Annotated in this window: 8 protein-coding genes and 1 pseudogene; all 9 read right to left on the bottom strand. The window is 44.8% G+C overall.

Annotated features, from left to right (window positions below; genetic code table 11):
* Nucleotides 1–71: 71 nt before the first annotated feature.
* Nucleotides 72–662 carry a DNA-directed RNA polymerase subunit delta gene (gene rpoE, locus O3621_RS04215; protein ID WP_002898937.1) on the bottom strand — a complete coding sequence of 197 codons (591 nt, stop codon included), beginning with the start codon at nt 660–662 and terminating at the stop codon, nt 72–74.
* 185 nt (nt 663–847) lie between these two features.
* Nucleotides 848–2,131 (bottom strand): trigger factor, encoded by a 1,284-nt coding sequence (gene tig, locus O3621_RS04210; RefSeq protein WP_002927751.1) that lies wholly within the window; start codon nt 2,129–2,131, stop codon nt 848–850.
* A 79-nt stretch (nt 2,132–2,210) separates the two neighbouring features.
* Nucleotides 2,211–2,774, bottom strand: a complete 564-nt coding sequence (locus O3621_RS04205; protein WP_314448526.1) for a TIGR01440 family protein — start codon at nt 2,772–2,774, stop codon at nt 2,211–2,213.
* Nucleotides 2,775–2,786: 12 nt separating this feature from the next.
* Nucleotides 2,787–3,269 carry an ECF transporter S component gene (locus O3621_RS04200; protein WP_314448529.1) on the bottom strand — a complete coding sequence of 161 codons (483 nt, stop codon included), beginning with the start codon at nt 3,267–3,269 and terminating at the stop codon, nt 2,787–2,789.
* A complete protein-coding gene (locus tag O3621_RS04195; protein ID WP_314448532.1) occupies nt 3,259–4,020 on the bottom strand; it encodes a bifunctional hydroxymethylpyrimidine kinase/phosphomethylpyrimidine kinase in 762 nt (253 codons plus the stop codon). Before O3621_RS04195 ends, O3621_RS04200 begins: the two co-directional genes overlap by 11 nt.
* Complete coding sequence (gene truA / locus O3621_RS04190; protein WP_004185426.1) at nt 4,010–4,759, bottom strand: tRNA pseudouridine(38-40) synthase TruA; 750 nt, start codon at nt 4,757–4,759, stop codon at nt 4,010–4,012. Before truA ends, O3621_RS04195 begins: the two co-directional genes overlap by 11 nt.
* Before the next feature lie 255 nt (nt 4,760–5,014).
* Entirely contained in the window at nt 5,015–10,747 is a 5,733-nt protein-coding gene (locus O3621_RS04185; protein WP_314448534.1) for a ZmpA/ZmpB/ZmpC family metallo-endopeptidase, read from the bottom strand.
* Between the two features lie 320 nt (nt 10,748–11,067).
* A complete protein-coding gene (gene dnaJ, locus O3621_RS04180; protein ID WP_002925971.1) occupies nt 11,068–12,201 on the bottom strand; it encodes a molecular chaperone DnaJ in 1,134 nt (377 codons plus the stop codon).
* A 198-nt stretch (nt 12,202–12,399) separates the two neighbouring features.
* Nucleotides 12,400–12,882, bottom strand: a pseudogene (locus O3621_RS04175) (DJ-1/PfpI family protein); the annotation flags it as partial.
* Nucleotides 12,883–13,113 lie beyond the last annotated feature (231 nt).

Genomic DNA, 13,113 nt, shown 5'->3' with positions numbered 1-13,113 from the left:
CCTTCCGAACTTATATTTCAAGGAATATTAAAAGAAACAAAGGATTTCGTCCCTTGTTTCTTTTGGTTGATTTATTCTTCCTCTTCGGTCTCCGTGTCTTCGTCAGAGTAGTCGTCATCTTCTTCGTTGAGTTCGACTTCTTCACCTAGATCATCTGGAGCGATTTCGTTGATTTCAGCATCATAAGCTTCCACTTCGTTCTTCTCATCGTCTGGATTTTCCTCATCGTATGAGAGAGCAGGATCAGCTTCGTAGCCGTCCTCATCTTCTGGATCGTCATCGCTGTAGTCAATGGCATCCTCATCGCCATCCATAAAGGCATTAACGCGTTTCTTCTTGCGTTTCTTAGGTGCATCGTCCTCATCAGTCTCTTCCAAGGCGATGATTTCTTCATCCACTTCGTCAATGGCATACCATGAACGCAGGCCCCATTTATTATCCCCCAGCGGAATAAAGCTGCCGTCTACATTGAGTTCTGTGTAGAATAAAGGCAGAGCATCACGAATCTCGCTGTTTGATTTTTCCAGATAGTTTTGAATTTCATTGACCAGATCATTAAAATACATCTCATGATCGCGGCCGCGGGCTTCCAAAATGGCACGCGCCACTTCAATCATAGAAAGCTCACTTTTTTCCTGTCCAGCAAATACTTCTAATTCCAAAGTTGATCTCCTTTAAGATTAAGTAAAGGCTTGTCGCCCTCTTGCAATTTTTCGCTACTTTCTATTGTACGATAAATTTCTATTTTCGTCAAAAGAAAATCCAGGAAAAATCACGGAACAAGTACAAAAAGAAACTAGTGCATCAGTACACTAGTTTCAAATGATTTCATTTTGAATGATGAAGCTTATTTCACTTTCGCAGTGCTTGTAATCACTTCAACAGCTTTCTTGATAGCAATGTCATGTTTCAGCATGTCTTCTGACAGCAATTGACGAACACGTTCTACTTCCATGTTGTAGTCTGTAGCCAATGATGTTACTTCTGCTTCGATTTCTTCTGCGCTAGCTTCAAAACCTTCTGCCTTAGCAACAGCTTCTACGACAAGGTTTGTTTTAGTGCGTGACTCAGCATCTGCTTCGTATTGCTTGTGCAGGTCCTCCTGACTAGTACCAGTGATTTGGAAGTACATGTCAGGTGAGATTCCTTGGCGTTGCATATTGCCCAAGAATTCATTAACAGCGCGGTGTACTTCTTCGTGGACCATTTCTGCTGGCAAGTCAACGATTTCAGCGTTTGCTACTGCTTGATCAATCGCTGCTGCTTCTACCGCATCGTTATAAGCTGTTTCCTTAGCTTCTGACAATTCTTTGCGGTACTTTTCTTTCAGCTCGTCAAGTGTTTCCACTTCTTCGTCGATATCTTTTGCAAGTTCATCGTCCAATGCTGGAACTTCTTTTTCTTTAACTTCGTGAATAGTTGTCACAAACTTAGCTTCCTTACCTGCCAAGTCTTCTGCTTGATAGTCTTCTGGGAAGGTTACGACAACATCCACTGTTTCACCTGCACTGTGGCCAACCAACTGCTCTTCAAATCCTGGGATGAATTGACCGCTGCCCAGTCCAAGTGAGAAGTTGTCACCTTTACCGCCGTCAAATTCAACGCCGTCAACAGATCCAACAAAGTCAATCACAACTGTATCACCATCTGCTGCTGGACCTTCTTTGAGAACCAACTCAGCCAAGTTGTTGCGCTCACGCTCAATGCGCTCATCTACTTCAGCGTCAGTCACTTCTTTAGTAGCTTCAACAGTTACTTCCAAGTCTTTGTAAGCACCCAGCTTAACTTCTGGCTTAGTGACTACTTCAGCTTTGATGACCCAGTCTTGACCTTTTTCCATAGATTCTACATCAAACTGAGGCTGAGCAACTACTTCGATACCTGCTTCTTTAACAGCAGCTTCGTATGCTTCTGGAAGAAGAGCGTTCAAAGCATCTTGGTAGAGGGCTTCTTCACCAAAACGTTGGTTGAAGATAGCACGTGGAAGGCGACCTTTACGGAAACCTGGTACAGCAATATCTTTTTTTACTGAGTTAAATACACGGTCCAAGGCAGGCTTGATTTTCTCTTGACTGATGCTAAAAGTCAAAAGACCGCGATTTGTTTCTTTGTTTTCAAATGATACAGACATTCTGTCATTTCTCCTTAAAATTTATTGAATACAACCCATTATAGCATAATTAGAGTTTTTTTCAAAATTATTTTTCCTTTTATCCCTTCCTGATTTTATCCTCTATATAGGCCGCTCTGGCGCCGCCAATCAGCTTGGGACGGCTGGCTAAAGCCGTGACATGGGCAGCTCCCAACTGCTTGAGAATCGGTCGGATAGGAATCTGCACATGCTTGACATGCATGCCGATAGCAGTATCGCCAATATCCAGCCCCGCCTGAGCGACAATAAACTCTACCTCAACAGGATCTTTCATGTATTGGAAAGCCGCTAGCTGACCACTGCCTCCAGCATGAAGAGTAGGCAGAACATTGACTATCTCCAAATCCTTCTTGTTCGCCAAGGCTCTTTCAACTACGAGGGCGCGATTGAGATGCTCACATCCCTGAACTGCTAGAAAGATACCCTTCTCTTCTAAGATATCCAGTATGGTTTTGACAATGACCTGTCCGACTTCCAGACTGGAATTCTGACCGATATGGCCTCCGACAACCTCACTAGAGGATAGGCCCAGAACAAAAATATCTCCCTCGACCAAGGCAGCCTTGTCCAAAACATCTAGAACAATCTGACGAGTTCCCGCTCCAATCTTAGCTAAGTCCATGTCTCACCTCGTTTATTTCACTGTGACTGCCTTTTTCAAACTCTCCGGGAAAGCTTTGTAAAGAGCAAAACCGACTGCTAAACCAAATGCATTCTGCATAAAATTACTTGAGATTTCGGCTAGGGCAGCCCCGACACCATTCATGATACTACCAAAGAGGGCATAGCCACCGACCATAGCCACTGTGGCCAAGACCAGCCCAAGGTAGCGTTTCTTGCCCTCAAAGCCAGCAAAGAACCCCTGAAGTCCGTGGCAAATCAGGCTGAAAATCATCCACTGGGGATAGCCGGCAATCATATCAATCAAAAAGCCTGAGAGACCTCCGACAATAGCCGCTTCCTTGCGACCAAAGTAGAAGGCTGTAAAATAAACCCCTGCATCCAGCAGCGTCAAAAATCCTGTAGGAGTTGGGATTTTTAAAAAATTCCCCAAAACCACAGATAAAGCTGTGATGAAAGCTAAGATAACTAATTTTTTAACTTGATTATTTCTCATACTGAACTACCCCATATTGATCTGAGCGCTGAATCGCTCGGTAAACAAAATCTTTAGACAATTGAACTGCTGCAAGCGGAGACTTGCCTAGAAGCAGCTGACTGGCAATGCTGGAAGCAAATGTGCAGCCCGCTCCGGTATTGTTGCTAGCCAGCACTGGCGATTCCATGATCTCAAAATCTTGACCGTCATAGTAAACATCCACCGCCCGCTCCTTGCTCAAGCGATTGCCGCCCTTAATCACCACATGCTTGGCTCCCAAATCACAGAGCTCCTTGGCTACAGCCTGCATATCTTCCAGACTTTTGATTTCTTTTTGGGTTAATAGCTGAGCTTCTGCCAGATTAGGCGTGATGATGCTGACATAAGGGAAAAACTTGATGATTTCTTCTCTCAGCGCACTGACTTCCAAGTCATGATTTTCCTTGCAGACCAGAACAGGATCCAGCACTACTGGTATATCCCCATGCTGCTTGACAAAAGCCAAAGTCTGCTCTGCTATTTGCAGATTGGGCAAAAGTCCTATCTTAATAGCAGAAAAAGGAACATCCTTGAGACTGGCTAACTGCTGGGCAAAAACCTCTTCCTCAACTGGAAGAACCTCAAATCCCTTGTCAGTCATCGCGGTCAAGCAAGTCATAGCTACAAAACCATGCAGACCATTGACTGTATAGGTAGCCAGATCAGCATGGAGCCCGCCGCCGCTAAAAATATCATTGCCCGAAAGGGCTAGAATCAGTTTATTCTTCATAACGAATCTCCTTTAGATAGAGGCCGTTTGGACCAGCCGTTGGGCCCGCCAGATGGCGATCTTTCTCCGCTAAAATCCTCTGAATCTGCTCCACCGGCATGCGCTTATTGCCAATCTTGAACAGGGTCCCGACCATATTGCGGATTTGCTTGTAGAGAAAGCCATTGCCCGAAAAAGTAAAGACCAGAAAATTCCGCTCTGCATCATGTCGGACCTTTGCCTCGGTAATGGTCCGAACCTTGTCTTCCACGCTGGTTCCCGAAGCCGTAAAGCCAGTAAAATCATGTGTCCCCTCCAGCTGAGCAATCGCTTCTTCTATCAGACTCAGCTCCAAAGGATAAGGATAATGCGTAGCATAATGGCGCATCATAGGATTTTTAGGCCGGCCGATGTCCACCAAAAATTCATAGGTTTTGCTATGCTTATTGTATCGAGAATGAAAATCATCCGATACCCGCTCCACCCTGATAAAATCAATATCTTCCGGCGTCTGTGTATCCAAAGCAAAACGCAATTTCTCTTCATCCCGCTCTTCTGGTAAATCAAAATGCAGCACCTGGCCCAGAGCATGGACGCCGCTGTCGGTTCGGCCCGCTCCATGAATCACTACAGGCTGGCCTTTATTGATACGGGTCAGGGTCTTTTCAATCTCTTCCTGAACGCTTCTGGCATGGGGCTGTCGCTGAAAACCAGCAAAGCCATAGCCATCATAGGAAATAATCGCTTTATAACGTGTCATGTGTTTATTTTAGCAGGAAAAAAAGCCCCCAGCAAGCCCTAAAAGCAGGAACTGTCCGGGGACAGATTTTTATGAAAATACCGTATAGGAATTAGGGATAATCTGCACTTTGACTTGCCATCATGCAACAAAATAACCCATCTGAATCAGACTGTCAGTGACGACACAAACAGAGTAAATTCAAATGGGGTATTTATGACATCTTCTAACGGTCCTTATTTGCAGCTAGACCTAACGTAAATCTGACACTTTGACTCAGGAACCCCAAATGGAGTTTTCATCCATAAAGCTGTTGGTGTTCTTCAGCAACTGCGTAAATACAGCATACTTGAAGTCCTTGGTTGCGCGTTCATCAACACGAGACTTCTTCAGATCCTTGTCAACAGCTTCTGCAAAGCCAGTTTTTAGTTCTTCATAAGTACTATAGACTTTTCCGTTGACTGTCACTGGCTTAATACCTGAGGTTTGTGCTTTATCCACAACTTTTCTGAAGTAAGCTTTCTTGAAGGCTTCAATGGTTTCAAATTCACCTTCAGAAATTTGCTTGATGATAAAGTTATCGCTCAAACCAGTCACACCTTGCTCATTGGCTGTCTTGCGGTGTTTATTGGAAGCATAGCTTACAAAGCCTTTTTCATAGCCATAGTAACCCCAGATTCTGAAGGTATTATGCTTGAACATCAAGGCTCCTGGCGCCCCAGTATTGTTTTGACCACCACCATAGATACCCGTCATAAAGTCGATAGCAATGTAACTAGAGTCATAGTCAGCAGGATTATAGGTTCGATTGTCCACCGCACGGTTAGACAGCAAGCCTTGGTCAACCAAATCCTCTACAGACGAGACTGACATGGCTGCTTTTTCCTCTGCCGTCAACTCTCTCACAACATCGTATTGGGTTCGAGGATCCACAACTTTCGGTTCAACCTTCTTGAACCATTTGGCTGCTGCTTCATTTCCTTTGGCAACAACGGCTTGTCCCTCAAGATAATCCAGCAGCATGAGGGTATCATTATACCCCTTCATGTAATGGTCGATGTCTGCTCGGTTCTTGAAAAGACTTGGCGAGCTATTGAAAATGAGACTGCCATCATTTGGACGATCAAAGGCCATATTGAGACCCAGAGCACCCCAGCCTGGCTGACCAGGAACTGGTGATTGGAGCAGACCTTGGGCATAACCTTCTGGTCCGATACCTTGTCGCCTGCCATGTCCGCCCAGATAAATATCTCTATCGTTGACGTGGGTGAGCTCGTGCGTGAAGACAGACACACCGTATTCCGTCAAGAGGTCAAAGGCCTCGAAGTTCACACGGATTGAACCAGCAGCATGGGCACCGTAGCCATTTGACTTGTACCAGCCACCAGCTCTTCCGCCAACTAGGTTGAAGAACTCGCGGGATGGAGCATAAGGATTGCCCTTATTATCATTTCCGTTGACATCAATCCAGCCACGTCCTTCCACATCAAAACCATCCCATACAGCCGTTACATTTTGCTTGACCATTCTGGACTTGATATCATCTGAGAGAAGCTTGTACCAAGTGTCTACGTGATTTCGATGCTGGGTCGCTACTTCCTTGATGCCCGCATTAAATCGTTCATCAGACCATGACCGGCGCTTGTCTCTGTTGACAAAGGCCATCGTGCTATAGTTTGACAGAATGGCTAAGCGCGTATTCTTCAAGGTTAGAAGCGGGAGGATATAGTTGCTGAAATATTCAGAGTTGAGGTTATCAAAGACGCGATACTTAGCAGACTTAATCTCCTCGACTTCGGACTGGCGTTCTTCAAACTGAATAAAGCCTCGTGTTGCATCCTTGAACCAAGAATCCATGTCTTCAAAGTCAGTCAGCAGGCGACGGTTGTAATCCAAGTAAGCGACCAAATCACTAGACTTGGACTCAGCCTTCAACTGACGCGCAAACATATTGACATTGTCTGCCCCTTTCAGTTGATTTTCTGTCGAACGACCAATCTTAATCAAGCGATCCAGCAATGACACTTTTTCACCATAGAAATCTGGTTTGAAGAGTACTAGCTCCTTAAGGTTATAGTCGCCAAATTTGAGATCGTAATAACGGTTGAGGTAGGTCAGACCGAGCATGATAGCCGTCTTGTTCTCTTCGATTTTAGCTTTCAGAGCTTCATTGGCTGCTGGATTATCAGCATGGAATCTTGTCCATTCATTGGCCAGGAGCTTACCAAGCATATCCTGCAAGTTGGCTTTCACTTCAGCCAGAGATTCATCTAGGAAGAGACGCTTGACTTTGTTGACCTTGTCATTATCATTAGGCAGGCCAACAGAACGATAGACTTCATCACTGTACAGTTCAAAACTCTTTAAGCTCTCAGTCAGCTGAGTCAGCAAGTCTTCTTTGACAGCCGTTGAGTGGTTTGGAGTATAGACTGTACCAAGCTCTGCAATCTGGTATTCCGGCAGAGCCGTCTGTTCAAATCGTGCTTGATTTTGAAGATTGAAGATGGTCTTGCTTCCGTCTGCAAAATGGACTAAGATCTTATCTGCATCCGTTCCGCCAGTAACAAATTGGTTGCCTTTCAGGGCTTGAACTGATAGAACTTTCTTAGTCAACAGGTCGCCCGCCTTACCAGCATCCACCAGCTTATTGGCCTCATGAATCAAGAACTCTTGGTTGTAGAAAGGCATAAAGCGCTCGAGGTTCTGATAAAGCTGTTCATTTTCTGCCTTGTAACCTGGCTTATCTTGATAAGTACTTGTTCTCAGGATAGCAGCATTTAGCTTCTCAGTTGTTACTTCATTTGCGCTGGTTTGCTCAAGAGCCGTAATCTGATAGCTCTTGACTTTTTGCTCAGCTTCTGCTTCTGTCAAGCGACGGAACTTAGCATCTTTACCTGTCTTGGTTCCAGAGCTTTGTCCCTGAACACCAAAGAGGTTTTGGAGTTTTTGTCCCATCCAAGCATCGGTAATCTCATTATCTGAGCTAAAGAGCTCTTTACCGTTCACTACCGTTGCATAGCTGACAGTGTCATTGATGGTTCCATACGGCCAAATGGAAGCAGCGATACCAGCTGAATTTCTTGAGCCTGCATCCTCTAACTTACCTTTGGCAACTGATTGCATCAATCTGCCCCAGTTACCCCAGCCTGAACCTGAATAGTCAGTGAAGTTTTGAGCGACCAGCATACCTGCATTTTGGCCACTCTTAACCCAAATATCCGCTTCAACGTAGGCACGTTTCACCAAGGACATGGCGTTGGTTCCAGCGATACCAGCTGTTACAGAATTTCCGCCTTTAGACTTAATCTGACCCTTAAAGGAGACATTTTCAACTCGAGATTGGCCTTCTATATTGTTAACCAGACCGGCTATATGGTCTCTTCCTTCCAAGTATCCTTGTACATTGACGTTTTCGATTACTCCTTTATTCTTCAAGCGGGCAGCAATTGTCGCAATTGTATCGCCCGCTTGCGAATCTGGATAAACCATATTGACCCGCTTAAAGTCAATATCCTTGACCGTTCCGCCAGTAATCGTATCAAATAAAGGATGCGCCAAGTCTAAAATCGCATGGCGCTCGCCATTTTGACCGCCAATCAGCTGACCTTTGAACTCACCTGGCAAGTAAGATTTGCTGTTGGCAGGTTTGTCAATCAGCTTGGCACTGATACTGCGGCCCAAAATAAAGGTTCCAGAAGGATCTTCCTTGATACCGTCCAAAAGATCTTGGAAGTCATAGTAGACATTTCCTTCACGCTTCTTAGCCTTTTCCAGATAGAAATCAAAGCTGTTTTGAAGACCAGTTGCGCTTCTTTGCAGCAAGTCTGGCAGCTGAGCCTGAATCTTGAAGACAGGCTGGTTATCAACGACCACTTCCTCAATAGAGGTAACTGGTAGGACAGTGTCCTTGAACTGGTCGGATGTAAAGTGCAGATAATATTGGTCCAGATTTGCTGGCTTTTCAGCCAGAGTAGGCATCAATTTTGTCTGGCCATTTTCAACCTTCATCAAAGCGACATTAGTGATGGACTTGAGTTCTACCTTCTTCAGGTCAAGCTGGACTGTCTCTTGAGCTAATTCCTGACTTTCAGAGCCATTTCCTAAGTCATAAGACAGAGTCGTCTCAATCTTATATGGTGTATAGTAGTCCAAACCACTGAAGCTAGCAGTCAACTGGCCTGCCGCCAAGTTCTGCTCTGCTATCAGCTGGCCATCCTTCTTCAGACGAACATGAGCACTAGTAAAGGCTTGATCCCTGTCCGTCAGCTGGTATTGAATCTGAACTGATTTCTGCAATTCATCCTTCTTAACCGCTGAAACAGTCAGAGTTGGTGCTGCTTTAAGGGCCAATAAGTCGGACAAAGCTTGCTTAAGTTGGTTGACACCCGCATCTATTTCATCTTGACTTGACGAAGTTTGATAAACCGTCGCAGCCATATTCTTAATTGCTTGCAGCTGCTGATAGGATTGATTGGTGTAAACTCCTGGATCTACAGCCGCTGCTAAAGCTAGCTGCTTGCTCAATTCTTCTTTATTGATGCGAGCCTTGCTACCCCGAGTGACCACTGTATCAACTGCTTCATGCAAGATTCTTTCAGTTATTTGCGGCTCTGATATGCGATTACCACCCAAGACTTCATAGCTGGTAACAATTTCTTTTTGTCCTGGAGTTCCATCGACAGTGGTCTCCTCATCAAGATACTTGCTATCATCTGTCTTGTTGACAACTTGAGGTTCAATCGTTTCTAGCTTGATGTCTGTATGCAGACTAGGCTGTTCTGGCTGAACTGTTGACTCACCATTAACGCCACCTGTGTATTCTGGCAATGCTGGCTCAACCGGAGCCACGTCACTAACTGTAGCTACTGGAGCATCATAGACTGGATTGTCTGCTTGAACTGCCGATTCACCGTTAACGCCGCCTGTGTATTCTGGGAGGGCTGGCTCAACTGGGGCTGTATCATCAACTGTAGCTACTGGAGCATCATAGACTGGATTGTCTGCTTGAACTAGCGATTCGCCGTTAACGCCGCCTGTATATTCTGGCAATGCTGGCTCAACCGGGGCTGTGTCTCCAACTGTACCAACTGGGGCAGTATAGACTGGAGTTTCCGCTTGAACTAGCGACTCACCGTTCACAGCACCGCTGTACTCTGGCAAGGCGGGCTCTTGTAAACTTTCCCCTTTTGCCGTTTCTATAGGTGGATTTGACGGCTGAGGAGCTAGACTAGGATTTGGAGTTGGAGCTGGAGTTGGAAGATTTCCTATCTGGCCAGAATCACTTTCATCAGGATTCAGCTGATACTGCAACCCTGCCTGAGCAGCTCGATCAATAGAATCAGAATCCTCTTTTGCAGCTTCTGACACTTCTGCTTGCGCTTGAGCCTCTTGACCAGCCGGCAGAGAAGTTGTCTTGGTCTCTGTCAAAGTACGCAAATCAGAAGCGGTAAAGTAACCGATATAGTTATAGCCTGCAATAGTCACATCCGCTTCAGAAACTGCTGACGAAACCGCAACTTGACGGTTATAGGAAAGTAATTCCCGATTTTCTAGCGCAAACGCTTGAGGAGACTGTAATACAGTCTGTCCCAAGCTGCCTAGCAAAAGCACTCCTAGTAATTTGCCAGATTTCTTTCGTGAGAATACCAAGACAGCCAAAATAGCCGTTCCTGCAAATAAGCTGAGAAGCGGCTGACCGTTATTTCCTGTACTCGGCAAGACAGCTTGCCCATCTTGCTTCCGATAAATCAGGTAATAATTTTCCCCTGTTTGCAGATTTTCAGGCAGACCTTTCTTAATCAGCCCTTTTTCCTGCTCTGTTAGCTCTTGCTCTTCGACATAGCTATAATGAGCAGTCGCACCGCCTCCTACTTCATCCGCAGCAACAGTCGAACTGGACAAAGAGCTCCCAAAAATCAGAGCTGCAATGGCAACTGAGCCCACACCGACAGACAATTTGCGAATCGAATATTTCTGAATTCGCTCCTGCACTTTTTCAAAACGTTTCACTTTATAAATCCCCTTTTTCCTAAAATGTATAAAGCTAATCTCCCAATATCTCCCTAGCCAACTCCCCAGCAGGCTAAAAAGATGCGTTTTATACATATAGTATTATCATATATCTTTTAGGAAATTTTTACAATAGATTTTACTTAAAAAAACAATTAATTTTTGTAAAAGTAAATAGAGAAAATCTCTTTACGCTTTTTATGGTGAATTTCTTTTGATTAAAGGGCTGATTAGAGCGGATCTCGTTCTTGACTACATTTGCCCAATAGCTTTCTAGAAAACACAAAAAGAACAGCTTTAGGCTGCTCCTTTTTATCTGATTACAAATCTTCCAAGGCATCTTTCATTTTGTCGAAGAAACCTTTTTTCTTAGGATTGACCGAGATGTTGCCAGCTTCCGCAAATTCTTTGAGGGCTGCTTTTTGACGGTCGTTGAGGCCAGTCGGTGTCACAACATTGACAGTAACATACTGGTCACCCATGCTTCCACCACGCAGACTCGGTGCTCCCTTACCACGCAGACGGAAACGCTTGCCAGTCTGTGTTCCTTCTGGGATATTCAGCTCAACATCCCCGTGAACAGTTGGAATATCTACACTGTCACCAAGAGCTGCTTGGACAAAGTTGAGATTGAGCTTGTAGTAAATGGTAGAGCCATCTCGCTCAAACTTATCGCTCGGCTCAACTTGGACCACAACATAAAGATCACCATAAGGGCCGCCATTAAAGCCTGCTTCACCTTGACCAGACAGACGGACCTGCTGACCAGTTTCTACACCAGCAGGGATTTTCACCTTGACGCTGTGAGCCTGTTTTTCATGCCCCGTTCCATGACAGGTTTCACAAGGATTTTTGATTTCTTTTCCTCGGCCGTGACAGACATCACAGGTTACTTGGCGACGCATCATGCCAAGCGGTGTCTGGGTATCAACGTTGATAACACCTGATCCATGGCAGCGACCACAGGTAACAGGGCTAGTTCCTGGCTTAGCACCAGACCCGTCACAGGTACGACAAGTCGCTTCGCGGTTATACTTGATTTCCTTCTCAGCCCCGAAAATGGCTTCTTCAAAGCGGAGATTCACACGATACTGCAGATCGTCCCCTTGGCGCGGAGCATTAGGATTACGCGAAGCACCGCCACCAAAGAAGCTAGAGAAAATGTCTTCAAAGCCGCCAAAGCCGGAGCCATCAAAGCCACCGAAGCCGCCTGCACCGCCGCCAAAGCCACCATTAGCTCCCGCCGCGCCGTATTGATCATAGGCCGCCCGCTTTTGCTCGTCGCTCAGAGTCTCATAAGCCTCTTGGACTTCTTTATATTTGTCCTCCGCCCCAGCTTCCTTATTAATATCGGGGTGGTACTTTTTAGATAATTTCCGATAGGCTCTCTTGATCTCATCCTGAGAAGCATTCTTAGAGACACCTAGACGGTCATAATATTCTGTATTGTTCATATAAGATACCAAGACCGTAAAATTCGACTGAAAAATAGGAAATCAGGCGACGGAGCGATGCTCCTAGACAGATTTCTCTTTTTTCCGAGAATTTAGGTCGGGTTCAGTTCCTTTCTTTTATATTGAGTCAGAATTTTTGGAACCCGTGTTCAGTTGCGAACACCCATGTTCCTTTCTTTAAATTTTAGAAAATATCGATCAGAGGGTATTTTCAAATCCATGCTTCATTTCAGCAAACTCTTCATCGGATAAAGTGAATATCAAGTCATCTTCCGAATACTGATTCCGTTCTTTAAAATAGTTGTCAGCATTATCTACCAAACCTAGACTAAGAAGAACTTTTCTTGCAAACTCTTGATAGGCAAAGCCAACAGCTGTAATGATGTTCTTATCTTGCAGAACAGCTTGAGCTTTGAAATTTTCACGCGGAAGAAATTCAAAATAGTCAAAAAAGTTTTGCCAAATCCCACCAGTAAATTTAGTGTCCTTCAATAAACCTGCTTTCGCCAATAAAATGGGCGCTGAGGAAATAGCTGCAATTAAAACTTCTTGCTGCTTCAAACTTCTTAGGAAAGAAATCAATTTTTCATCATGCAAAGCAGGAGCAATATTTATCATTCCTGGCAAAATGACACAAGAATAGTCTTCGATAACTACTTCATCCAGTGTTCCAGTAGGTTGAACAGAGCACTTTCTTCATAAGCGTCACCCTCTAGTTTAGCGAAAAACAGAGGCTGGGTTGCAACCTCTGGATTTCTTCCTATCATTACGACGTGAAATTTTCAAAACAATATTTTTCGAAAAATTTTTGATGCGGTAGCTGATTGGATTTTAGGTTCGTCTTTCAGACTCCCAAAAATCCTAATCATCCTCGCGGGGGTTCGACTACGAACTAAAAACTTTCAATTTTTA

This window comes from Streptococcus sp. 20925_1_22 (assembly GCF_041431685.1).
Lineage (GTDB): Bacteria > Bacillota > Bacilli > Lactobacillales > Streptococcaceae > Streptococcus.
This window is presented reverse-complemented; position numbering and strand designations above follow the sequence as displayed.